The sequence below is a fragment of the Agromyces arachidis genome (assembly GCF_052805135.1).
The window spans coordinates 412,401-435,957 of sequence record NZ_JBRBDK010000001.1 but is presented as its reverse complement, the minus strand read 5'-3'; the positions used below and the strand labels follow the sequence as shown (position 1 = coordinate 435,957).

Here is a 23,557-nt window from a genome sequence, read left to right as displayed (position 1 = left end):
GGCGCGAGGTCAGGGGAGGTCGGGGTCGTCCATCCGCACGCGCAGGATCGGAGGCCGTCCGGGTCGGCGGCCGGTGACGGGCCGGCGACGCTCGGTGGCGGCGCGGATCGCCTCGGCCTTGAGCGCCGACGCCACCTCCGTACCGGCCGCGTAGCCGAACCTCACGATCGCGCGCTCCAGCCCGTCATCGACCGGGACGGGTCCGAGGACGTCGACGCCGGCGATGGCGCGGACCCGTTCGAGCGCCGTCGCGAGCCGCTCCGGCGAGGAGGTCATCGACGCCATCCGGACCGCGGGCGGGAAGCGCAGCACCCGGCGGGCCTCCAGCTCGCCGGCAGCCCAGTGCGCCTGGCTCCACGAGGCGAGTGCCGTGCCGAGCGCCCCGCCGACGCCCACGAGGTGGACCGGCGCACCGGGTGCGGCGAGGGCCGCGGCGTCGGACCACCAGCGCAGGCAGTCCTCCGCGACCCGCAGCGACTCCCGGAGCAGCATCCGCTCGCCGTCGAGCAGCAGCACCGCGCGGTAGCCGCCGTCGGCGACGGGCTCGGCGCCGCGCGTGGCGACGACGAGCTGGGGCTCCGACCCGACGCGGACGAGCGGCCGCTCGCCGTCGGAGACGATCACGCGCGAACGGGGGAAGGCGCGCCCGAGCTCGTCGGCCGTCCGGCTCGCGCCGACCACGGCGGCGCGCAGGCCGGTCGACTCGCAGACGGGGCAGCTCCATCCCCGGGCCGTCGTGCCGCAGAGCGTGCACGCCGGCGCACCGCCCGAACGCGGCACGCCGATCGCGCCGCTGCAGGTCGTGCACCGAGCCGGCTCACGGCACCGGTCGCAGACGAGCATCGGCGCATGACCGGGGCGGGCGACCTGCACGAGCACCGGGCCGACGGCGACCGCCTCCTGCGCATCGCGCCAGGCCGTGGACGGGATGCGGGCTCCGCCGCCCTGCGCCTGCTGCTCGGTGAGGACCACCCTGGGACGCGTGCCGCGGCGCAGCGGCACCTCGTCGACCCAGCCGAGCGCGACAAGCCGCTGGAGTTCGACGCTCCGGCTGTGGGCGAGGAACAGCAGGGCCGCCCCCGACTGCTCCTGCCGGATCAGCGCGGCGTCGCGGGCGTGCACCCCCGGCGCGAGCGGCTCGGCCTGCAGCGGATCGCCGTCGTCGTGGACCGCGATCAGCCCGAGCCGGGCGGCGGGGGCGTAGACGGTCGACCGGTTGCCGATCACGATGCGCGCCGCGTCGCCGGTCGACTCCAGGAACGCGCGGTAGCGGTCCGGCCCGGACTGGCGTGCGTCGGTGCGGAGGACCCGGCGCGGATCGACCTCGTCGGCGAGGGCCGCCGCGAGCTGGTCCTGGTCGCGATAGTCCGGCACCGCGATCACGGTGGAGCGATCCTCGGCGAGGGCGTGCGCCGCCGCGCGCGCGAGGGTCTGCGCCCACGCGCCCACCCAGACGCCCGACGCCAGCCGCACCGGCCGTGCGTCGGCGGCGAGCGCCATCCGCTCGCCCGCTCGGATGCCGCGTTCCACGCGCTCGGGCTCGTACCCCTCGAGCGCGGCCGGCGTCGACGCCAGCGGCCCCGGATCGCCCGGGTCGGCACGCCACGCCTTCTCGGCGCGGACGTAGCGCTGCGGGATCGCCAGGCGCAGCACGTCGCTCGCATTGCCGGCGGCTCGGTCCGCTGCGGCCCGGGCGAGGTTCCAGACCTCCCGGGTCAGCAGCGGCACGCCGCCCACGACCTCGTCGACGTCGCTGAGCTCACCCCGGTACTCGCTCCGGTCGGCGAGCTCGACGACCCAGGCCTGCGCGACGCGCCCGCCGGAGCGGAGCGGCACCCGAACCCGGACGCCGGGGACGACCGCGTCGCGCAGCCGATCCGGCACGCGGTAGTCGAGCAGCTGGTCGAGTTGCGGCAGGGGCGAGTCGACGAGGACCCTCGCCACCGGCCCTGCGGTCACGTCAGAGCCTTGCGGCGGCGCGGAGGTCGTCGACGCGGTCGAGCCGCTCCCACGTGAACGCCGGCAGCTCGCGGCCGAAGTGGCCGTACGTCGCCGTGTCGGCGTAGATCGGCCGGAGCAGGTCGAGGTCGCGGATGATGGCCGCCGGGCGCAGGTCGAAGACCTCGCGGATCGCGTCGATGATGCGATCCTCGGGAAGGTGGCCGGTGCCGAAGGTCTCGACGTAGAGCCCCACGGGGGCCGCCGCCCCGATCGCGTACGCCACCTGGAGCTCGAGCCGGTCGGCCAGCCCGGCGGCCACGGCGTTCTTCGCCACCCACCGCATGGCGTAGGCGGCGGAACGGTCGACCTTCGACGGGTCCTTGCCGCTGAACGCGCCGCCGCCGTGGCGGCTGGCACCGCCGTACGTGTCGATGATGATCTTCCGGCCCGTCAGGCCGGCGTCGCCCTGCGGTCCGCCGATCTCGAAGCGACCCGTCGGGTTGATGAGCACCTTGAGGTCGGGGCGGGAGAGCTCGACCGTGTCGAGGACGGGACGGATGACCAGTTCCTCGACCTCGGCGCGCAACCGCTCGGTCTCCACCGCCGGGGAGTGCTGGGTGGACAGCACGACCGTCTCGATGGTCTTCGCCGTCTGCCCGTCGTAGCCGATCGTCACCTGCGTCTTGCCGTCGGGTCGGAGGTAGTCGAGCTCGCCCTCCTTGCGCACCCGCGCGAGTCGCTCCGCCAGCCGGTGCGCGAGCCAGACCGGCACGGGCATCAGCTCGGGCGTCTCGCGGACCGCGTAGCCGAACATGATGCCCTGGTCACCCGCGCCCTGGCGGTCGAGCTCGTCGATGCTCGCGCCCTCGCGCGACTCGTAGGCGTGGTCGACGCCTTGGGCGATATCGGGCGACTGGCCCCCGATCGACACGGAGACGCCGCAGGAGCGCCCGTCGAACCAGACGTCGGACGAGTCGTAGCCGATGGAGGTGATCCTGTCGCGCACGATCGCGGGGATCTCGACGTACCCGGACGTCGATACCTCGCCCGCCACGTGGACGAGCCCCGTGGTCACGAGCGTCTCGACCGCCACGCGCGCGTGCGGGTCGACCGAGAGCAGTGCGTCGAGGATCGCGTCGGACACCTGGTCGCAGATCTTGTCGGGGTGCCCCTCGGTGACGGACTCGGACGTGAACTGGCGCAGTGCGCTCATGCGGGGTGGGATTCCTTCGTGCTTGCGGCGCCGGTCGGGAGTCGACCGGCGATGACGTCGAGGATGCCGTTCGCCACCGACATCTTGCTGCCGGAGACCTCGGCGACGACCGCGTCGTCCGGGCCGATCACCGAGACGGCGTTCTCGTCGGCGGCGAAGCCCTCGGTCCAGCCCACGCGATTCACGACGAGCAGGTCGGCGCCCTTCGCCCGCCGCTTCGATCGGGCGAGCTCGAGCAGCCGCGCGGGATCGGCCTCGGTCTCGGCGGCGAAGCCGACGAGCATCGTGCCGTCGTGGTCGCTCGCGCCGAGCTCGGCGAGGATGTCCGGGTTGCGGACGAGCTCGACGCTCATCCGCTCCTGGCCGTCGACCTTCTTGATCTTGCCGTCGCTGACCGTCGCCGGGCGGAAGTCGGCGACGGCCGCGGCCATCACGACGGCGTCGGCTCCGCGGGACGCCTCCTGGACCGCCTCGCGCAGCTCGAGCGCCGTCGACACGGCACGCACCCGGCATCCGACCGGCGCGGCGACCTCGAGGTTGGCCGCGACGAGCGTGACCTCGGCGCCGCGAGCGGCCGCGGCCTCGGCGATCGCGACGCCCTGCTTCCCGCTGGACCGGTTCCCGAGGAATCGCACGGGGTCGAGTGGCTCGCGCGTGCCGCCGGCCGAGACGACGATGCGGCGCCCGTCGAGGTCGCGCGCGGCGGCCGCCGCCGCGCCGGCAGCGTGCCGCTCGGCGACCTCGAGCGCCGCGCGGACGATGACGTCGGGCTCCTCGAGTCGCCCGGGCCCGCGGTCGGAGCCGGTGAGCTGGCCGACCGCCGGTCCGACGACCGTCACGCCGCGATCGCGCAGCACGGCGATGTTCGCCTGCGTGGCGGGGTGGAGCCACATCTCGGTGTGCATCGCCGGGGCGATCACCACCGGCGCCTCGCTGGCGAGCACCGTGTTGCCGAGCAGGTCGTCCGCGAGGCCAGACGCGAGCTTCGCGATGCTGTTCGCGGTCGCCGGCGCGATGACGATGAGGTCGGCGGCCTGGCCGATCGCGACGTGGCGGACCTCGGCGACGCCCTCGAACAGGTCGGTGTGCACGGGGTTGCGCGAGATCGCCTCGAGCGTGGGCCGACCGACGAACCGCAGCGCCGACTCCGTGGGGACGACGTGCACGTCGTGGCCGGCGAGCACGAGCGACCGCACGACCGAGACGGCCTTGTACGCCGCGATCCCGCCGGTGATGCCGACGACGATGTTCAGCGCCATGCGCGCCTGCCGGCTACTCGCCGACGGGACGGAGGCGCAGCTTGTCCTCGTTGATCTCGTGGAGCGCGACCGAGAGCGGCTTGTCGTCGATCGACGAGTCGACGAGCGGCCCGACGTTGTCGAACAGGCTGCCCTCGTGCAGGTCGGCGTAGTAGTCGTTGATCTGGCGCGCCCGCTTGGACGCGAAGATGACCAGCTGGTACTTGGAGTCGACCTTCGACAGCAGGTCGTCGATGGGCGGGTCGATGATGCCGGACTGCTTCTCGGCCATGGAGGCTCCTTACGGGTGAGGCGCACCTTCGGTGCGCGGAAGATCTTGGCGAAGGGCAGCACGACGCCGACCCTTGCGAGGCCGCATCAAGTCTACGACCTTTTGCGCGGCCTCGCGGACCTCGTGGTTCACGACGCGGTGGTCGAACTCCTCGACCGCGGCCAATTCCACCTTCGCGGTCTCGAGCCGTCGCTGCTGCTCGGCGGGGCTCTCGGTCCCCCGGCCGACCAGGCGTCGCACGAGCTCCTCCCACGACGGAGGCAGGAGGAAGACCAGGGTCGCCTCCGGCATCGCGCGGCGCACCGAGCGCGCGCCCTGGATGTCGATCTCCAGCAGTACGCCGTGCCCTGCCGCGATCGCCTCCTCGACCGGCCGGCGCGGCGTTCCGTAGCGGTAGGCGTTGTGGACCGTCGCCCATTCCAGCAGCTCGCCGCCCTCGACCATCCGGTCGAACTCGTCGTCGGAGACGAAGAAGTAGTGCTCGCCCTCGACCTCGCCGGGGCGCGGAGCACGCGTCGTCGCCGACACGGAGAGCTTCACCTCGGGATGGTGCTCGCGGATGTACGCGGCGACCGTGCCCTTCCCGACCGCGGTTGGTCCGGCGAGCACCACCAGGCGGTCGCCCACCCCGCCGTGGTCGGCGATCCACTCCGCGGTGAACTCGCGGAGCCGTCGGCGCTGCAGCCGGCCCAGCCCGCCGAGGCGCTTGGACGCCGCGATCTGCAGGCGATCCATGATGCGGAGGCACTTGGTCTGCCCGATGGCCGGGATCGACGTGAGGAACTCGGTCACCCGGAGCCGTCCCTCGACGCTCTCCGGGTCCTCGAACGCGACGCGCAGCACGTCGAGCGGACTCCGCGTCCCCGCGGCGACGGCGTGCTTGACGGCTGCCCGGGAGCGGCGCGCGGCCACGGCGGCGCGGGATGCCGCGACGCGGTCGACCTCGGGCGGCGCGGATGACGCGGGACGATCAGGCACGCGCGCCCCCGATCTCGTCGACCCGCCGCACGATCGCCTCGGCGATCCCGTCGGGCCCGGCGCCCAGCAGCGACCTGGATTCGCTGACGATCACGCCGGCGGCGAGCGACCCGTAGATCGCCTCGAGGTCGCGCACGTCGGCGCCCTGGTGCCCGAACCCGGGTGCCAGGACGGGCAGCGCGGGCACGGCCGGGTCCGCCGAGGTGTCGATCCCGGACGCCGGGAGGTCGACGGTCGCGCCGAGCACCACGCCGATCGAGCCCATGGGCCGCTCGTCCGCGTCCTCGCGGGTCGCGTTCCACGCGGCCACCCCGGAGCAGATGGCGGCGGCCACGGTCGACCCCTCGCGACTGGACTGCTGCAGCACCGCGCGCTGGATCGCCGCGGCCTCGGGGTTCGAGGTGGCCGAGAGCACGAACAGGCCCTTGCCCGCGGCATCCGCCCGGCGCATCACCGATTCGATCGAGCCGAGGCCCTGGTACGCGCTGATGGTCATCGCGTCGGCCTCGAGCCCCGAACCGGGACGCAGCCACGCCTCGCCGTACGCGTCGACGCTCGACCCGATGTCGCCGCGCTTCACGTCGGCGATCACGAGCAGACCGGCGTCCCGCGCCTCGACGAGCACCCGCTCCAGCGCGACGTAGCCCGCGGCGCCGTGCCGTTCGTAGAAGGCGACCTGCGGCTTCACGATGCCGGCCCGGCCGGCGGCCGCGCCGACGACCCGCAGCCCGAACTCCCGGGCACCTGCGGCGGTGTCGTCGAGGCCCCACTGGTCGAGCAGGCCGGCGTGCGGATCGATGCCGACGCACAGCCGGCCGACCCCCCCGAGCACGCCGTGGAGGCGCTCCCCGAACGATGGACGCCCGTTCACGCGACCACCTCGCGCGAGCGGCGAGCGGCGTACTCCTGCAGGCTGGTCACGTCGAAGCCGCCGCTGACGGCGTCGAGCGACGCGACCGCCGCCGACAGCTCGGCGATGGTCGTGAACAGCGGGAGGTCGGCGGCGACCGCCGCGGCGCGGATCTCGTAGCCGTCGGCCCGCGCCGAGCGTCCGCTCGGCGTGTTGACGACCACGTCGATCTCGCCGCGGTGGATGAGCTCGACGACCGACGGGGCGGATTCGTCGTGCTTCTCGCTGAACTTCAGCACGGTCGCGGTGCCGATCCCGTTCCGGCGCAGCACCTCCGCCGTCCCCTCGGTCGCGACGATGTCGTAGCCGAGCTGCTGCAGGCGCAGCACCGGGAGGATGATCGCCCGCTTGTCCCGATCCGACACCGACACGAAGACCCGGCCGGATGCGGGCATGCCGCCGTAGGCGGCGAGCTGGCTCTTCGCGAACGCCCTCGGGAAGTCGGTGTCGATGCCCATGACCTCGCCCGTGGATCGCATCTCGGGCCCGAGCACCGAGTCGACCATCGACCCCTCGGCGGTGCGGAACCGGTGGAACGGCAGGACGGCCTCCTTGACCGCGACGGGGGCGTCGAGCGGCACGCGCGATCCGTCGACCTCGGGCAGCATGCCCTCGGCGACGAGCTCGCGAACGGTCGCGCCGACCATGATGCGCGACGCGGCCTTCGCGAGCGGGATGCCGAGCGCCTTCGAGACGAACGGCACGGTGCGGCTGGCGCGCGGGTTCGCCTCGAGCACGTAGAGCACGCCCGCGCCGATCGCGAACTGCACGTTGAGCAGGCCGCGCACGCCGATGCCCTCGGCGATCGCGCGCGTCGCCTCGCGGACGCGGTCGACCTCCGCGCGTCCGAGCGTGACCGGGGGCAGTGTGCAGCTCGAGTCGCCGGAGTGGATGCCGGCCTCCTCGATGTGCTCCATGACCCCGCCGACGTAGAGCTCCGTGCCGTCGTAGAGGGCGTCGACGTCGATCTCGATCGCGTCGTCGAGGAAGCGGTCCACGAGCAGCGGGTGGGTCGGGCCGACGATGCCCTGGTCCTCGATGCGCGCGAAGTAGTCGACGAGCGACGGGGTGTCGTAGACGATCTCCATGCCGCGGCCGCCGAGCACGAAGCTCGGGCGCACGAGCACCGGGTAGCCGATCTGCTCGGCCACCTTCACGGCGCCCGCGAGCTCGGTCGCGGTGCCGTTGCGCGGCGCGAGCAGGCCCGCCCGCTCGAGGATGCCGGCGAACTGCCCGCGCTCCTCCGCGAGGTCGATGGCGTCGGGGCTCGTGCCGAGGATCGGCACGCCCGCGGCCTCGAGGCCCTTGGCGAGGCCGAGCGCCGTCTGGCCGCCGAGCTGGACGACCACGCCGACGAGCTCACCGGACTGCGACTCGGCGTGGATCACCTCGAGCACGTCCTCGAGCGTGAGCGGCTCGAAGTAGAGCCGGTCGCTCGTGTCGTAGTCGGTCGACACCGTCTCGGGGTTGCAGTTGATCATGATCGTCTCGAACCCGGCGTCCGAGAGCGCGAAGGACGCGTGCACGCACGAGTAGTCGAACTCGACGCCCTGGCCGATGCGGTTCGGGCCCGAGCCGAGGATGACGACCTTGCGACGGTCGCTCGGGGCGACCTCGGTCTCGAGGTCGTAGCTGGAGTAGTGGTACGGCGTGAGCGCGGGGAACTCGCCGGCGCAGGTGTCGACGGTCTTGAACACCGGGCGGATGCCGAGGATGTGACGCACCTCGCGCGCGTCGGCCTCGCCGAAACCGCGGAGCTGGCCGATCTGCGCGTCGGAGAAGCCGTGGTCCTTCGCGAGCAGCAGCGTGTCGGTGTCGAGCGCCTCGGCGCCGGAGATCTGCGCGGCGACCTCGTTGATCAGCGCGATCTGGTCGAGGAACCACGGATCGATCTTGGTGGCCTCGAACGCCTGCTCGATCGAGGCGCCCTTCCGGAGCGCCTGCTGCACGAGCACGATGCGGCCGTCGGTCGGCACGGTCGACGCCCGGAGCAACTCGTCGACCGATCGGGGCTCGTCGCCCCAGTGGAAGCTCGAGCCGCGCTTCTCGAGCGAGCGCAGCGCCTTCTGCAGCGCGGTCGTGAAGTTGCGGCCGATCGCCATGGCCTCGCCGACCGACTTCATGGTCGTCGTGAGGGTCGGGTCCGCCGCGGGGAACTTCTCGAACGCGAAGCGCGGGACCTTCACGACGATGTAGTCGAGCGTCGGCTCGAAGCTCGCGGGCGTCACCTTCGTGATGTCGTTCGGGATCTCGTCGAGGCGGTATCCGATGGCGAGCTTCGCGGCGATCTTCGCGATGGGGAAGCCCGTGGCCTTCGATGCGAGCGCGGAGGACCGCGAGACGCGCGGGTTCATCTCGATGACGATGATCCGACCGTCGGCGGGGTCGACCGCGAACTGGATGTTGCAGCCTCCCGTGTCGACGCCGACGGCGCGGATGATGTCGATGCCGATGTCGCGGAGCTTCTGGTACTCGCGGTCGGTGAGGGTCAGCGCGGGCGCGACCGTGATCGAGTCGCCCGTGTGCACGCCGACCGGGTCGACGTTCTCGATCGAGCAGACGACGACGGTGTTGTCGGCCGTGTCGCGCATGAGCTCGAGCTCGTACTCCTTCCAGCCGAGGATCGACTCCTCGAGGAGCACCTCGGTGGTGGGCGAGTCGTGCAGGCCCTGCGTCACGATGCGGACGAGGTCCTCCTCCGTGTACGCGAAGCCCGAGCCGAGGCCGCCCATGGTGAACGACGGGCGCACGACGAGCGGGTAGCCGAGGTCGAGGGCGTACTCCTTCGCCTGCTCGAGCGTCGTGGCCACGTGCGAGCGGGCGACGTCGGCACCGGCCTCGATCACGAGGTCCTTGAAGAGCTGCCGGTCCTCGCCCTTGCGGATGGCGTCGACCTTCGCGCCGATGAGCTCGACACCGTGCTTGTCGAGGATGCCGGCGTCGTGCAGGGCGATCGCGGCGTTGAGCGCCGTCTGGCCGCCGAGCGTGGGCAGCACGGCGTCGGGCTTCTCCTTCACGATGATCGACTCGATCACCTCGGGGGTGATCGGCTCCACGTACGTCGCGTCCGCGAAGTCGGGGTCGGTCATGATCGTCGCCGGATTCGGGTTCACGAGGATGACCCTCACGCCCTCGGCACGCAGCACGCGGCACGCCTGGGTGCCGGAGTAGTCGAACTCGGCGGCCTGTCCGATGACGATCGGCCCGGAGCCGATCACCAGGACGGAGTTGATGTCGTCGCGCTTGGGCATTACTCGCCGTGCTCCTTGGTCTGCTTGCTCGCGATCACCATGTCGCGGAAGCGGTCGAAGAGGTAGTTCGCGTCGTGCGGTCCCGCGGCCGACTCCGGGTGGTACTGCACCGAGAACGCGGGAATGTCGAGGCAGTTGAGGCCCTCGACGACGTCGTCGTTCAGGTCGACGTGGCTGACCTCGACCCGGCCGAAGCCCTCGGCCGAATCACTGATCCGGTCGATCGGAGCCGCCACGGCGAAGCCGTGGTTGTGCGCGGTGATCTCGACGCGACCGGTCTCGCGGTCCAGGACGGGCTGGTTGATGCCGCGGTGCCCGAACGGGAGCTTGTAGGTCTCGAACCCGAGCGCCCGGCCGAGCAGCTGGTTGCCGAAGCAGATGCCGAAGTACGGCAGGCCGGCGCGCAGGGTCGTGCGGAGCAGTTCGACGTGCCGGTCCGATGCACCGGGGTCGCCGGGCCCGTTCGAGAAGAAGAGCGCGTCGGGCTCGAGTGCGAGGATCTCCTCGGCGGTGGCGGTCTGCGGCAGGACGTGCACGTCGAAGCCCCGCTCGGCCAGGTACCGGAGCGTCGACGTCTTCACGCCGAGGTCGAGCACGGCGACCGAGCCGACCCGGTCGCCGACCGCGTCGAGCGCGTACCGCTCGCTCGTCGAGACCGAGCCGGACAGGTTGCGCCCGGTCATCTGCTCGCCGCCCTGGACGAGCTCGAGCTGCTCGGCCGGCGTCAGGTGGGCGTCCTCGCCGGAGAACACGCCCGCGCGCATCGCCCCGAGGGAGCGGATGTGGCGCGTCACCGCGCGCGTGTCGATGCGGCTGATGCCGACGATGCCCGCCTCGGCGAGGTCGCCGTCGAGGCTGCGCTGCGACCGGAAGTTCGACACCACCCGCGAGGGGTCGCGCACGACGAACCCGGCTACCCAGATCCGGGCCGACTCCATGTCGTCGTCGTTCATGCCGGTGTTGCCGATGTGCGGCGCGGTCATGAGCACGATCTGGCCGGCGTACGAGGGGTCCGTGAGGGTCTCCTGGTACCCGGTCATCCCGGTCGCGAAGACCGCCTCGCCGAGGGTGCGGCCGCGCGCGCCGTAGGCGCGTCCCTCGTAGCGGCTGCCGTCCTCGAGGACCAGCACGGCACGGTCGAGGTCGACGCCGGCGTCCGCCGGCTTCCGGTCGACCGGGGTCGGGGTCTCAGTCATCCGAGGCCTCGCTCTCTGCGTTGTCTGCGTCGGGCCGCGACGCGACGGGCGCGGCGGCGATGTCGTTGACGGCGATGACGAGCCGGGCGCTGTCGCCCGGGTACCTGCACCGCACGTAGCTGTCCACGCGGGTCGGGAGCTCCGGCTCCGACCGGTCGTCGACGATCCAGGTGAGGGCGACGAGACCCTCGGGCTCGACCCCGCGATCGATCGCGTAGGTCGCGGTGCCGGCGCCCGCGATGCGGTCGGCCGGCACCCAGCTGGGCAGCTCGCCGGCGATGCGCAGCAGCACGCCGGACGGGTGCACCTCGACGTGCGCCGAGCCGCGGAACGCCAGGCCCTCGACCGCGAGCCGCTCGAGCGGCTCGGCCTCGGGGGTCGTCGCGACGTACAGCGCCTCGACCTCGAGGTCGGGCATGCCGAGGGCGGTCGGCGGGGCGTACGCCGCGAGACTCTCGTCCCGGATGGTGCGCCGTCGCCAGGAGCGGACCATGAGGAACGCGATGACGCCGACGACCGCGACGGCGACCAGGACGCCGACCACCCACTCAGCCACGTGCACCGCCCCGGGCTGCGGCGGCGCGAGCGGTCGCCGCGGCCACCTCGTCGGCGGGCCGGACCGCGCCGTCGAGCACGGTCGGCACGCCGCGGTGGAACGTCGCGACGACCCGACCGGGAAGCGTCCGGCCGAGGTAGGGCGAGTTCACACTGCGGCCCGCGAGCCGGTCGGCGCCGAACTCGCCGCTCGCGGACGGGTCGACCAGCGTCAGCTCGGCGGCCGATCCCGCCGCCACCGGCTCGCCGTGACCGGCCAGCCGGCCGATGCGGGCGGGGGCGTCCGAGAGCACGCGCGCGACATCCGCCCAGCCCATGAGGCCCGTGTCGACCATCGTATGCTGCACGACCGAGAGCGCCGACTCGAGTCCGACCATGCCGTTCGCGGCGGCGTCCCACTCGCACTCCTTCGCCTCGACCGGGTGCGGTGCGTGGTCGGTGGCGACGATGTCGATGGTGCCGTCGGCCAGGGCGCCGCGGAGCGCCTCGACGTCCTCGCGGCGGCGGAGCGGCGGATTCACCTTGAACCGGGGGTCGTAGCCGGCGACGAGCTCCTCGGTGAGCAGCAGGTGGTGCGGCGTGACCTCGGCAGTGACGTCGATGCCGCGGGCCTTCGCCCAGCGGATCACCTCGACCGAGCCGGCCGTGGAGACGTGGCACACGTGCAGCCGAGAGCCGACGTGCTCGGCGAGGAGGACATCGCGCGCGATGATCGACTCCTCGGCGACGGCGGGCCACCCGGCGAGGCCGAGCTCGCCGGAGAGCGCGCCCTCGTTCATCTGCGCGCCCTGCGTGAGTCGCGGCTCCTGCGCGTGCTGCGCGATGACGCCGTCGAACGCCTTGACGTACTCGAGGGCGCGGCGCATGAGCAGCGGGTCGAAGACGCAGAACCCGTCGTCGCTGAAGACGCGGACGCGGGCGCGGGAGGCGGCCATCGCGCCGAGCTCGGCGAGCTGCTCGCCCTTCAGCCCGACGGTGACGGCGCCGATGGGCTGCACGGTGGCGTAGCCGGCGGCCTCGCCGAGCGAGAGCTCCTGCTCGACGACGCCCGCGGTGTCGGCCACCGGCGAGGTGTTCGCCATGGCGAAGACGGCCGTGAACCCGCCCGCCGCGGCGGCCTGCGTGCCGGTGAGCACCGTCTCGCTCTGCTCGTATCCGGGCTCCCGGAGGTGGGTGTGCAGGTCGACGAGGCCGGGAAGGGCGACCAGCCCGTCGGCGTCGACGACCGTCGCGCCTGCGGCGTCCGTCACCGAACCCGCCCGGGCGATGCGGCCGTCCTGCAGCAGGAGGTCGGCTCGTTCGCCGGTGGGCAGGGCGGCGCCGCGGACGAGGAAGGACTCGCTCACCGGGCCTCACCCCGCTCGCCGGACAGCAGCAGATAGAGGGCGGCCATTCTCACAGATACTCCGTTCGCAACCTGCTCGCGCACCGTGGACCGGGGGGAATCGGCGACGCGGGCGGCGATCTCGAACCCGCGGTTCATCGGGCCGGGATGCATCACCATCGTAGTCGGGGGCAACTGGGCGAACCTCCGGTCGTCGAGGCCCCACGTGCGCGCGTACTCGCGGCTGTTCGGGAAGAACGCGCCGTGCATCCGCTCGGCCTGGACCCGGAGCATCATCACGACGTCGGGCGACGACGCGAGCGCCCGGTCCAGGTCGAACTCGACGGATGCCGGCCAGCCGGACACGTCGACCGGCACGAGCGTCGGGGGCGCGACGAGCGTCACGTCCGCCCCGAGCGTCGCGAGCAGCCACACGTTCGAGCGTGCGACGCGCGAGTGCAGGATGTCGCCGACGATCACGACGCGCACGCCGTCGAGGCCGCGCCCGCGGGAGGCCGCGCCGTGCAGCCGACGCCGGATCGTGAACGCGTCGAGCAGCGCCTGCGTGGGGTGCTCGTGCGTGCCGTCGCCGGCGTTGACGACGCCCGCGTCGATCCATCCGCTGGTCGCGAGGGTCTGGGGGGCTCCCGACGCCGGGTGGCGGATCACGACGCCGTCGGCGCCCATCGCCTGCAGGGTCTGCGCGGTGTCCTTCAGGGACTCGCCCTTCGAGACGCTCGAGCCCTTGGCGCTGAAGTTGATGACGTCGGCGCTCAGCCGCTTCGCCGCGGCCTCGAACGAGATGCGCGTGCGGGTCGAGTCCTCGAAGAAGAGGTTCACGACCGTGCGACCGCGCAGCGTCGGGAGCTTCTTGACCTCGCGCTCCTGCACGGCCGCCATGTCCTCCGCGACGTCGAGCAGGGCGACGGCGTCCTCGCGGGCGAGGTCGCGGGTGGAGAGCAGGTGCCTCACGCGTCGCGCCCCTCGATCGTGACGGCGTCCTCGCCGTCGACCTCGGCGAGCCGCACGTTGATGCGCTCGCGCGTCGAGCTCGGGAGGTTCTTGCCGACGTAGTCGGCGCGGATCGGGAACTCGCGGTGCCCGCGGTCGACGAGCACGGCCAGGCGCACCGCTCGGGCGCGGCCGAGGTCGGCGAGCGCATCCAGGGCGGCGCGGATGGTGCGGCCGGAGTAGAGCACGTCGTCGACCAGCACCACCACGCGGCCGTCGATGCCGTCGCCCGGGACGTCGGTGGGATGGGTGGCGCGGACCGGGTTCCGCCCGAGGTCGTCGCGGTACATGGTGACGTCGAGGGCCCCGGCGGGCACGTCGACGCCCGCGATCCGCGAGACGGTTCGCGCGAGGCGCTCGGCCAGCGCCACGCCGCGCGTGGGGATGCCGAGGAGGACGAGATCGTCGGGACCCTTGTTGGCTTCGAGGATCTCGTGTGCGATGCGGGTCAGCGCCCGCTCGAGGTCAGCCTGCTGCAGCACGGTGCGCACAGCCATGCGGACTCCCTTCTCCGCCTCACGGGACGGACTTCAAGGTTGTCGGTCGCTCGATCCTACCAGCGCGGACCCGACCGGGTCCGCTGCCGATCCGCCCCGCCCGGCACGAGACGGGGCGGGGCGGATGCACTCGCATCCGCCCCGCCCCCGGGGCGACCCGGCTCATCGGGAGCGTGCCGGACCGTGCAGCGCGCGCGAGGCCACGACGAGCGCCGCGGCGATGAGGACGATGTTCTTCGCCATGTACTGGCCGAGGAGCGTGGGCCCGGCGGCGGTGACGAGCTCGCCGGTGAAGAACACGATCGGCGACAGGATCCCGACGAAGGCGACGGCGAGCAGCACCAGGCCGGTCCGGGTGAACCGGCCGGAGATCAGCGCGAGGCCGGCGATCGTCTCGATCAGGGCGGTGAGGACCATCGCGACCTGACCGCCGACGAGGCCGAACGTCAGCACGCCCCACGTCGCCTGGACGAGCGGCTCGAGCGGGCTCGCACCCGGGATGAACTTGAGCGCGCCGAACGCGACGAAGACGAGGCCGATCGCGACGCGCAGGGCGGGGATGCTCCAGCGCTCGAGGAAGGCCTTCAGCGAGGCCTCGGCGGCGCGTGCGCGGACGAGCGAGGCGGTGGCGAGGCGGCGGACGCCGTGCCGCGCGGCGTCCGGGTGCAGGCCGGACGGTGCGGAGATCGTGGACATCGTGGTGCTCCCTTCAGAGCGGTTCGTGGAGGTGCGGGATGCCCGCATCGGGCATGCCTCCGAGTGAACCGGTCGCCGCGCCGGGCCGGATCCGGGACGGCGCGGATTCCGGCCGAGGGCCCGCACTGCCGTCGCCGACGGGCGGATCCGGACGTCGTCTCAGTGCCGGCACCTGACTTCCCCCTCTTCGGGGGCCGCACCTCGCCACCCCTCCGTGGTGGCATCGGACATGGCCGACATCCTCGTGGTCGCGATGCCGTTCCACGGACATGCGCTGCCCATGTCGACCGTGGCCGCCCGCCTCGTCGCCGACGGCCATCGGGTCCGCGCCTATTCCGGCGGCGCGTACGCTCGCACCTTCTCCGATGCGGGTGCCGCCTTCGTCCCGTGGCGACGCGCGCGGGACTTCGACGAGCACGACCTCGCCGCCTCGTATCCGGAGCTGCGCGGGCGCAAGGGGCCGCTGCAGATGCTTGCCAACATCGAGCACCTGTTCGTCCGCACGGGTGCGGCGCAGGCGGACGACCTCCTGGATTCGTGGTCGGCGAGGCGCTGGGACGCCGTCGTCGCCGATGCGCTGTCGCTCGGTGCGGCGTTCGCCGCAGAACGGACGGGCGCGCCCTGGCTCACCGTGAGCACGACGCCGCTCTCCCTGCCCTCGACCGACCTGCCTCCCCCGGGCCTCGGGCTGCATCCGGCGCGCGGCCCCGCCGGAAGCGCCCGCGACGCCGTCCTGCGCGCGGCCGGTCGAGCGGCCCTCGGCGGCGTCCAGCGAGCCTACGAGGCCGAGCGCCGAGCGGCCGGTCTCGGTGCCGACGGCCTGCGCTTCGACGAGGCCGCCCATTCGCCGCGCCTCGTCTGCGCGACCGGCGTCGGCGAGCTCGAGTACCCGCGCCGCGACCCGGATGGCCGGGTGGCGTTCGTCGGGCGGCTCGCCGAGCGGCCGCCAGACCGCGGCGGTCCGGAGCGTCCCGCCGTCGGCGCGAACCGCCTGCCGAGCTGGTGGCCCGAGGTCCGCGACGCGCGGGTCCCGGTCGTGCACGTCACGCAGGGGACGCAGAACCTCGATCCCGACGACCTGATCCGGCCGGCGCTCGCGGCGCTCGGACGGCAGCAGGTGCTCGTCGTGGTCACGACCGGCCGCGAGGGCGGCCGACTGCCGTTCCCGGTGCCGCCCAATGCGCGCGTCGCGGGATTCGTCCCGCACGACGACCTGCTGCCCCACGTCGACGTGATGATCACGAACGGCGGCTGGGGCGGCGTCCTCGCGGCGCTGGCGCACGGGATCCCGCTCGTCGTCGCGGCCGGCGACCTCGACAAGCCCGAGGTCGCGGCGAGGGTCGCCTGGTCGGGCGCCGGCGTCGACCTCCGCACGGGTCGCCCGCGCCCGCGCGCGATCCTCGAGGCCTGGCGGCGCGCGTCGTCGGACGGCGCCATCCGCTCGGCCGCCGCGCGCATCGCCGCCTCGCTGGCGGAGCACGACGGCCCCGCCGAGGTCGCCGCGCACACCCTCGCGCTCATCGGCGAACGGCCGCGAACGACCGGGTGATCAGCCCTTCGAGTGCGAGATCGCCGCGAGCAGGCCGTTCACGAACCCGGCCGAGTCGTCGGTCGAGAGCACCGTGGCCGCCTCGACCGCCTCGGCGATCGCGACGGCGTCGGGGACCTCGTCGTTGTACAGGATCTCCCAGACCCCGATGCGCAGCAGCGCGCGGTCGACGGCGGGCATGCGCTCGAGGGTCCAGCCTCGCGAATTGGTCGTGATGGCCTCGTCGATCTCGTCGCGGTGGTCGACGACCCCGTCGACGATCTCGCGGGCGTAGAGCCACGACGCCTGGCGCTCCGGCTCGTTCACCGCGCGCTCCGCCTCGGCGACGAGCAACTGCTCGACCGGCACCTGGCGCATGTCGGCCGCGTACAGCAGGTCGAGGGCGCGCTTGCGCGCCTTCGTACGGGCGCTCACTAGTCGTTCACGCGGCCGAGGTAGTCGCCCGACCGGGTGTCGACCTTGACCTTGGTGCCGGTCTCGAGGAACAGCGGCACCTGGATCTCGTAGCCGGTCTCGACGGTGGCCGCCTTGGTGCCACCGGTCGAGCGGTCGCCCTGCAGGCCCGGCTCGGTGTACGTGATCTCGAGCACGACCGACGCGGGCAGCTCGATGTACAGCGGGTTGCCGTTGTTCAGCGCGATCGTGACGGCCTGGTTCTCGAGCATGAAGTTCTTGGCGTCGCCGACCACCGTGGCGGGGACCGTGAGCTGGTCGTAGTCGGTCTGGTCCATGAAGACGAAGCCGTCGCCGTCGTTGTACAGGTAGGTGAAGTCGCGACGGTCGACGTTCTCGATGTCGACCTTGGCACCGGCGTTGTACGTCTTGTCGACGACCTTGCCGGTGACGACGTTCTTCAGCTTGGTGCGCACGAACGCACCGCCCTTGCCGGGCTTGACGTGCTGGAACTCGACGACGCTCCAGAGCTGGCCGTCGATGTTCAGGACGACGCCGTTCTTGATGTCAGCGGTGCTTGCCATGGGTGTTCCGTTCGGTGGAGTGAGGGGAAGTCGTGGGTGCACGTCGAGGCGTGCGACCGATCGAGTCTAGTCGAGAGCTACGGATGACGCAGGAGCCAGTCGATCGCCAGCCGGTACGACTCCGCACCGAACCCCGCGATGACCCCGCTGGCCACGCCCGAGACGACGCTCGTGTGGCGGAACGACTCGCGCGCGTGCGGGTTCGACAGGTGCACCTCGACGAGGGGCACGCCCGCGGTCTTCAGCTGCGCCGCCGCATCCCGGAGAGCGTAGCTGTAGTGGGTGAACGCCGCGGGGTTCAGCACGACGGGGGTGCGCCGGTCGACGGCCTCGTGGAGCCAGCCCACGAGCTCGGCCTCGTCGTCGGTCTGGCGCAGGTCGATCTCGACGTCGGCGGGCACGGATGACGCGAGCCGCTCGCCGATGTCGGCGAGCGTCTCCGACCCGTAGACCTCGGGCTCGCGCGACCCGAGGCGGCCGAGGTTGGGCCCGTTGAGCACGAGGATCGTCGTCATGCCCGAAGCCTACCGGCGCGGCCTTCCCCGTCTCCGCGACCGGCCGGCCCGGCGGGCGGGCGGGTGCCTAGGACGCGATCTCCTGGTAGGCCGCGAAGAGGAGCGACTGGTCGGGCGCGAGCATCACCGTCGGCTTGGCGAGGTCGTCGAGCACGATGAACCGGAGCTGGCCCGCGCGCGCCTTCTTGTCGCGCTGCATCGTCGCTAGCAGGGTGTTCCACCGCCCCGCCGGATACGACGTCGGCAGGCTCAGCAGGTCGAGCACGCGCCGGTGACGGTCGGCGACCTCGTCGGAGAGTCGGCCGGAGAGGCGGCCGAGTTCGGCGGCGAACGCGAGCCCGACCGCGACGGCGGCACCGTGCCGCCACTGGTACCGCTCCGCGTGCTCGACGGCGTGCCCGAGCGTGTGGCCGTAGTTGAGGATCTCGCGCAGTCCCGCTTCCCGGAAGTCCTCCGTCACGACCTCCGCCTTCATCCGGATCGCGAGCTCGACGACTCGGCGGAACTCCGCCGTGGCCGGATCGGTCGCGACGTCCGGGTCGGCCTCGATGAGGTCGAGGATCTCGGGGTAGCGGATGAAGCCGGCCTTCACGACCTCGGCGAACCCGGCGAGGATCTCGTTGCGCGGCAGCGTGTCGAGCAGGCCCAGGTCGCACAGCACGGCGGCCGGTGCGTGGAAGACGCCGACGAGGTTCTTGCCCTCGTTGGTGTTGATGCCGGTCTTGCCGCCGATGGCGGCGTCGACCATGCCGAGCACCGTCGTCGGGACCTGGACGATGCGCACGCCGCGGAGCCAGGTGGCCGCGACGAAGCCGGCGAGGTCGGTGATCGCTCCGCCGCCGAACCCGACGATCGCGTCGGTGCGGGTGAAGTCGGCCTGCCCCAGGATCTGCCAGCAGAAGGCCGCCACCTCGACCCGCTTGGCCTGCTCGGCGTCCGGCACCTCGGCCAGGAGCACCTCGTACCGTCCGATGAGCGCCTCGCGCAGCTCGGCGGCGCGTGCCCCGAGCGTCGGCGGGTGCACGATGAGCACCTTCGCCGCCGACGGTCCGATCGCGTCGGCGAGTCCGCCCAGCACGTCACGGCCGACCACGACGTCGTACCCGTCGTCGCCGCCGACCCGGATGGTCGTCGCCTCGCTCGCCGTCATGCTCGTCTCCTCGCCCACTCGGTGATCTGGTCGACGATCCTCGCGACCGAGCGACGCGAGGTGTCGATGGTGAGCCCGGCGACCTGCTCGTACAGCGGGCGCCGTTCATCGCGGATGCGGATCCACCGCTCGATGCCGCCCTCGGCCAGGAGGGGCCGGTTGCCGCCGGACAGTCGCGGCGCGACCGCCTCGGCCGAGACCTGCAGCCACACCACCGGGAGTGCGGCGAGTGCGGCGCGGGTGTCCGGGTCGAGCACGGCGCCGCCGCCGAGGGAGATCACGGCGTCCTCGCCGAGGGCCTCGGCCACGACCTCGCGCTCGATGGCGCGGAAGCCCGCCTCGCCGTCGCGGGCGAAGATCTCGTCGATCGGGCCGTGCCGCCGGACGATCCGCTGGTCCGTGTCGACGAACGGCGCTCCGACGGATGCCGCCAGCCGGGCGCCCACCCGCGACTTGCCGGCGCCCATCGGGCCCACGAGCACGATCGGCAGGGCGACCCCGCGCGCCGCGTCGGACGGCCGCTCAGGCACGGACGGCGTCGGAGGCGGCGACCTCGCTCGCGAGCGAGTCGGGGATCGCCGCGAGGTAGGCCTCGAGGTTCCGCCGGGTCTCGGCGACCGAGTCGCCGCCGAACTTCTCGAGCACCGCGTCGGCGAGCGTGAGCGCCACCATGGCCTCGGCGACGACGCCGGCCGCGGGGACCGCGCAGACGTCCGACCGCTGGTGGTGGGCCGGGGCCGGTTCGCCCGTCGCGACGTCGACCGTCGGCAGTGCGTGCGGAACCGTCGCGATCGGCTTCATCCCGGCGCTGACGCGCAGCACGGTGCCGGTCGACATGCCGCCCTCGGTGCCGCCCGCGCGGTCGCTCCCCCGGACGATGCGCCCGTCGGCGAGGTGGAGCTCGTCGTGCGCGGCCGAACCTCGGCGCGTCGTGGTCAGGAACCCGTCGCCGACCTCGACACCCTTGATGGCCTGGATGCCCATCAGCGCCGCCGCGAGCTTCGCGTCGAGCCGGCGGTCCCAGTGCACGTGCGATCCGAGGCCGGGCGGCAGGCCGTAGGCGAGCACCTCGACGACGCCGCCGAGCGTGTCGCCGTCCTTGTGCGCGGCGTCGACCTCGGCGACCATGCGCTCGCTCGTGGCCGCATCGAAGCAGCGGAGCGGGTCGGCGTCGAGCGCCGCGACGTCGCCCGGCATGGGCAGCGCGCTGCCCTCGGGGACGCGGACCGGGCCGATGGCGACGGTGTGCGAGACGAGCCGGATGCCGAGCTCGGCGAGGAACGCGCGGGCGACCGCGCCGAGCGCCACGCGCGCGGCGGTCTCCCTGGCGCTCGCGCGCTCGAGCACCGGCCTGGCCTCGTCGAAGCCGTACTTCTGCATGCCCACGAGGTCGGCGTGCCCGGGGCGCGGCCGGGTCAGGGGCGCGCCCCGGCCCTTGCCCAGCGTCTCGGGGTCGACCGGGTCGGCGCTCATGACCTGCTGCCACTTCGGCCACTCGGTGTTGCCGATGCGCAGGGCGAGCGGGCTGCCGAGGGTCGCCCCGTGGCGGACGCCGCCGGAGATCGCCAGGTCGTCCTGCTCGAACTTCATGCGCGCGCCGCGCCCGTAGCCGAGCCTGCGGCGCGCGAGGTCGGCGCGGATGTCGTCGAGGGTGACGGGGATGCCGGCGGGAAGGCCTTCGAGGATCGCGACCAGCTCGGGGCCGTGCGATTCACCGGCGGTGAGCCAACGGAGCATGCCCACCATCCTCCCACAGCCCGGTCAGGCCGCCTGCCGCATGACGTCCAGCAGCCCCGGCTCGTCGGGCAGTTCCGCGAAGGGGTCGCCGGTGCGGAAGATCCGCACCTGCAGGAGCGCCTGGTGGACGAGCATGCCGAGCCCGTGGACCGCCGTCCCGCCGCGTTCCGCCCAGGCGGAGGCGAGTGCGGTGGGCCACGGCGCGTACGCGACGTCGAGGAGGGGCGCCGCAACCAGCTCCGCGGACGGCCCGACGCCGAGGTCCGTCCCGCCCGGGACCGTGCTGACCACGAGGTCCGCGGCGACGGGCTCGGACAGGCGCGAGACCGATCGCGTCTCGACGACCAGCCCGAGGGCGCGGCCGAGGTCGACGACGGATGCCGCGCGGCCGGCGTCGCGCACGCACACCTCGACCGCCGCCGCGCCGAGCTCGGCCATCGCCACGAGCGCGGAGGCGGCCGTCGCTCCCCCGCCGACGATCACGCCGTGCCGGATGGTGCGGACCCCCGCGTCCGCTAGGGCCCCCACGATGCCGCCGATGTCGGTGTTGAACGCGTGACGGCGACCGTCCGGTGTCAGGAGCAGGGTGTTCGCCGCGCCGGCGCGCTCGGCGAGCCGCTCCGCGTCGTCGGCGAGGGCGAGGGCCTCGGCCTTCAGCGGCATCGTGATCGACAGGCCGCGCCACTCCGGTCCGAGCCCGTCGACGAAACCGGCGAGCCCGCCCTCGCCGACCTCGAACCGGTCGTACGTCCAGTCGAGGCCGAGCCGGCGATATGCGGCCAGGTGCAGCGCGGGGCTCCGCGAGTGCGCGATCGGCGAGCCGAGCACGGCGAGGCGGCGACGTGCGCCGGCATCCGCGGCCGGGTCGGCCGACGCGGCATCCGTCGACGCCCCGCCCACCTAGCCGTTCTCCTCGAGGTACTGGTAGAAGCGCTGGACGGCCTGCTCGTGCTCGGCGAACGTCGCCGAGAACACCGTCTCGCCGGTCTCGAGGTTCACCGTGACGAAGTACAGCCACGGGCCGTCGGCGGGGTTCCGGGCCGCGTCGATGGCCACGTCGCCGGGGTTGCCGATCGGTCCGGGCGTCAGCCCCGGGTGCACGTAGGTGTTGTACGGGTTCGACGCGTCGGCGCGCTCGGCGTCCGTCGTCGTCACGACCGTGTCGTCCCCGGTCCCGTAGTGCACCGTCGAGTCGAACTGCAGCAGGCCGCTGTCGAACAGCGCGGGGTCGAGGCGGTTCCGGATGACGCGCGACACCTTGTACGAGTCGGCCTCGGAACCGGACTCGCGCTCGATCAGCGACGCGATGATGATCGTCTCCCAGCGGTCCTCCGGCGCCACGCCCGCCGCGTCGAGCGACTGGAACGTGCGGTCGACCATCGTCCGGATGACCTCGTCGGCCGTCACGTCGGGACCGAACGTGTACGTCGCAGGGAACAGGAAGCCCTCGATGGAGGTCGCCTCGGCCGGGAGTCCGAGCGCCTGCGGGTCGGCCGCGGCCGCCTGCAGCTCCTCCACGGGGATGCCCGTGGCCGCCGAGGCCGCCGCCAGGGCGTCGCGCGCCCAGAGCCCCTCCTGGACGACGAACGTGTTCTCCATCTTGGAGGCCGGGTCGAGCAGCGCATCGAGCGCCGCTTCCGAGCTCATCTGGTTCGCGAGGCCATACGCGCCGGGATAGAACGTGGGCGACTCCGGCCGGGACCGCATCTCGTCGATGAACGCCTCGGCCGAGGCGACGATGTCCTGCGACTCGAGGTTCGCGGCGATGGCCTCCCCGCCGTCGCCCTCGTTGATCATGAAGACCACTTCGCCCGTTCCGGCGCCCGTGTAGTCCTCCGGCGGCTGGAAGCGGTCGAGCACGGCGTTGATCGGGCCCTGCAGGAAGAAGAACGCCGCGGCGGCCAGGCCCGCGAGCACGAGCAGCGCCACGAGGCAGCCGATCGCACCGCGACCGCGCCGGCGCTGCTCGACCTCGTGCTCGTCGAGGTCGAGGTCGGCCGCGGATCGCCGCGCGGGGCGCGAGGAGCGCGGAGCGGGGTCGTCGTCCCACGGGTTCAGCAGGTCGGGCTCGCGACGATCGGCGTCCTCCGCGGGACGCGGGCCGCGGGCCGGACGCTCGTCCCGGCGGTCCGGGTACCGGGGCGGCCAGGCCTCGTCCTCCGGCGGCCGGCCGGTCCGCCCCCGGGACCCGCCGTCGCGGATCGGCCCGGTGCCCTCGCCCCGGGCGTGCGGTGCGGGGTACGAGGACGGAGCCTCACGCGGGTCGCGGCGGTCGCGCTCGGAGGCGCTCGGATGGCGCTCGCCCTCGCGTTCCGCGCCCGCGCGCCGCTGCTCGGCGTCGCGCAGCTCGCGCCGGCTGCGGGGCGGGGGCCCCTGGGGCGCGGGCCCCTGGGGCGCGGGCCCCTGGGGCGCGGGCCGCGGCGGCCGTTCGGGTCCTCGAGGGGCGTCACCGGAGAGGATGGCGTCCCAGTCGGAGGCGGGTCGCGGATCGGAGCCGCGTCGCTGCTCTGGGGGGAGCTGGGTCACG

The 23,557-nt window shown here is 73.3% G+C and carries 21 protein-coding genes and 1 pseudogene; 1 reads left to right on the top strand and 21 read right to left on the bottom strand.

Annotated features, from left to right (window positions below; all coding sequences use genetic code 11):
- Nucleotides 1–9: 9 nt before the first annotated feature.
- From ACUY4T_RS02110 to ACUY4T_RS02050, 13 genes and pseudogenes are all read right to left on the bottom strand, one after another.
- Nucleotides 10–1,959, bottom strand: a complete 1,950-nt coding sequence (locus ACUY4T_RS02110; RefSeq protein WP_446017234.1) for a primosomal protein N' family DNA-binding protein — start codon at nucleotides 1,957–1,959, stop codon at nucleotides 10–12.
- Nucleotide 1,960: 1 nt separating this feature from the next.
- Complete coding sequence (gene metK, locus ACUY4T_RS02105) at nucleotides 1,961–3,154, bottom strand: methionine adenosyltransferase (RefSeq protein ID WP_446017233.1); 1,194 nt, start codon at nucleotides 3,152–3,154, stop codon at nucleotides 1,961–1,963.
- A pseudogene (coaBC, locus tag ACUY4T_RS02100) lies at nucleotides 3,151–4,419 on the bottom strand (bifunctional phosphopantothenoylcysteine decarboxylase/phosphopantothenate--cysteine ligase CoaBC); the annotation flags it as partial. The gene metK and the pseudogene coaBC, both read right to left, overlap by 4 nt.
- A 7-nt stretch (nucleotides 4,420–4,426) precedes the next feature.
- Nucleotides 4,427–4,684 (bottom strand): DNA-directed RNA polymerase subunit omega, encoded by a 258-nt coding sequence (gene rpoZ / locus ACUY4T_RS02095; RefSeq protein WP_446017231.1) that lies wholly within the window; start codon nucleotides 4,682–4,684, stop codon nucleotides 4,427–4,429.
- A gap of 9 nt (nucleotides 4,685–4,693) precedes the next feature.
- Nucleotides 4,694–5,662, bottom strand: coding sequence for a guanylate kinase (gene gmk / locus ACUY4T_RS02090; protein ID WP_446017230.1), 969 nt, complete (start codon nucleotides 5,660–5,662; stop codon nucleotides 4,694–4,696).
- The gene (pyrF, locus tag ACUY4T_RS02085) at nucleotides 5,655–6,533 is read right to left on the bottom strand and encodes an orotidine-5'-phosphate decarboxylase (protein WP_446017229.1); all 879 of its coding nucleotides are present in this window, start codon (nucleotides 6,531–6,533) and stop codon (nucleotides 5,655–5,657) included. Before pyrF ends, gmk begins: the two co-directional genes overlap by 8 nt.
- Nucleotides 6,530–9,823, bottom strand: coding sequence for a carbamoyl-phosphate synthase large subunit (carB, locus tag ACUY4T_RS02080; RefSeq protein WP_446017228.1), 3,294 nt, complete (start codon nucleotides 9,821–9,823; stop codon nucleotides 6,530–6,532). Before carB ends, pyrF begins: the two co-directional genes overlap by 4 nt.
- Nucleotides 9,823–11,019 carry a glutamine-hydrolyzing carbamoyl-phosphate synthase small subunit gene (gene carA, locus ACUY4T_RS02075; RefSeq protein WP_446017227.1) on the bottom strand — a complete coding sequence of 399 codons (1,197 nt, stop codon included), beginning with the start codon at nucleotides 11,017–11,019 and terminating at the stop codon, nucleotides 9,823–9,825. Before carA ends, carB begins: the two co-directional genes overlap by 1 nt.
- Nucleotides 11,012–11,575, bottom strand: a complete 564-nt coding sequence (locus ACUY4T_RS02070) for a PH-like domain-containing protein (protein ID WP_446017226.1) — start codon at nucleotides 11,573–11,575, stop codon at nucleotides 11,012–11,014. Before ACUY4T_RS02070 ends, carA begins: the two co-directional genes overlap by 8 nt.
- Entirely contained in the window at nucleotides 11,568–12,920 is a 1,353-nt protein-coding gene (locus ACUY4T_RS02065) for a dihydroorotase (RefSeq protein ID WP_446017225.1), read from the bottom strand. Before ACUY4T_RS02065 ends, ACUY4T_RS02070 begins: the two co-directional genes overlap by 8 nt.
- A complete protein-coding gene (locus ACUY4T_RS02060) occupies nucleotides 12,917–13,870 on the bottom strand; it encodes an aspartate carbamoyltransferase catalytic subunit (protein WP_446017224.1) in 954 nt (317 codons plus the stop codon). Before ACUY4T_RS02060 ends, ACUY4T_RS02065 begins: the two co-directional genes overlap by 4 nt.
- Complete coding sequence (pyrR, locus tag ACUY4T_RS02055; RefSeq protein WP_446017223.1) at nucleotides 13,867–14,406, bottom strand: bifunctional pyr operon transcriptional regulator/uracil phosphoribosyltransferase PyrR; 540 nt, start codon at nucleotides 14,404–14,406, stop codon at nucleotides 13,867–13,869. Before pyrR ends, ACUY4T_RS02060 begins: the two co-directional genes overlap by 4 nt.
- Nucleotides 14,407–14,568: 162 nt before the next feature.
- A complete protein-coding gene (locus ACUY4T_RS02050) occupies nucleotides 14,569–15,102 on the bottom strand; it encodes a DoxX family membrane protein (RefSeq protein WP_446017222.1) in 534 nt (177 codons plus the stop codon).
- Between the two features lie 229 nt (nucleotides 15,103–15,331).
- Here ACUY4T_RS02050 and ACUY4T_RS02045 point away from each other — a divergent pair, with 229 nt between their 5' ends.
- Nucleotides 15,332–16,651, top strand: a complete 1,320-nt coding sequence (locus ACUY4T_RS02045; protein ID WP_446017221.1) for a glycosyltransferase — start codon at nucleotides 15,332–15,334, stop codon at nucleotides 16,649–16,651.
- Here ACUY4T_RS02045 and nusB read toward each other — a convergent pair whose 3' ends face one another.
- From nusB to mltG, 8 genes are all read right to left on the bottom strand, one after another.
- On the bottom strand, nucleotides 16,652–17,065 hold the full coding sequence (gene nusB / locus ACUY4T_RS02040) for a transcription antitermination factor NusB (protein WP_446017220.1): 414 nt from the start codon (nucleotides 17,063–17,065) through the stop codon (nucleotides 16,652–16,654).
- Entirely contained in the window at nucleotides 17,065–17,628 is a 564-nt protein-coding gene (gene efp / locus ACUY4T_RS02035; protein WP_155843253.1) for an elongation factor P, read from the bottom strand. Before efp ends, nusB begins: the two co-directional genes overlap by 1 nt.
- Before the next feature lie 77 nt (nucleotides 17,629–17,705).
- Nucleotides 17,706–18,143, bottom strand: coding sequence for a type II 3-dehydroquinate dehydratase (locus ACUY4T_RS02030; RefSeq protein ID WP_446017219.1), 438 nt, complete (start codon nucleotides 18,141–18,143; stop codon nucleotides 17,706–17,708).
- Between the two features lie 67 nt (nucleotides 18,144–18,210).
- The gene (aroB, locus tag ACUY4T_RS02025) at nucleotides 18,211–19,293 is read right to left on the bottom strand and encodes a 3-dehydroquinate synthase (RefSeq protein WP_446017218.1); all 1,083 of its coding nucleotides are present in this window, start codon (nucleotides 19,291–19,293) and stop codon (nucleotides 18,211–18,213) included.
- The gene (locus ACUY4T_RS02020; RefSeq protein WP_446017217.1) at nucleotides 19,290–19,823 is read right to left on the bottom strand and encodes a shikimate kinase; all 534 of its coding nucleotides are present in this window, start codon (nucleotides 19,821–19,823) and stop codon (nucleotides 19,290–19,292) included. The genes aroB and ACUY4T_RS02020 overlap by 4 nt, the downstream gene beginning before the upstream one ends.
- Complete coding sequence (aroC, locus tag ACUY4T_RS02015; protein ID WP_446017216.1) at nucleotides 19,816–21,030, bottom strand: chorismate synthase; 1,215 nt, start codon at nucleotides 21,028–21,030, stop codon at nucleotides 19,816–19,818. Before aroC ends, ACUY4T_RS02020 begins: the two co-directional genes overlap by 8 nt.
- Before the next feature lie 24 nt (nucleotides 21,031–21,054).
- Nucleotides 21,055–21,930 carry a shikimate dehydrogenase gene (locus ACUY4T_RS02010; RefSeq protein ID WP_446017215.1) on the bottom strand — a complete coding sequence of 292 codons (876 nt, stop codon included), beginning with the start codon at nucleotides 21,928–21,930 and terminating at the stop codon, nucleotides 21,055–21,057.
- On the bottom strand, nucleotides 21,931–23,556 hold the full coding sequence (mltG, locus tag ACUY4T_RS02005) for an endolytic transglycosylase MltG (RefSeq protein ID WP_446017214.1): 1,626 nt from the start codon (nucleotides 23,554–23,556) through the stop codon (nucleotides 21,931–21,933). It lies immediately after the preceding gene.
- Nucleotide 23,557 lies beyond the last annotated feature (1 nt).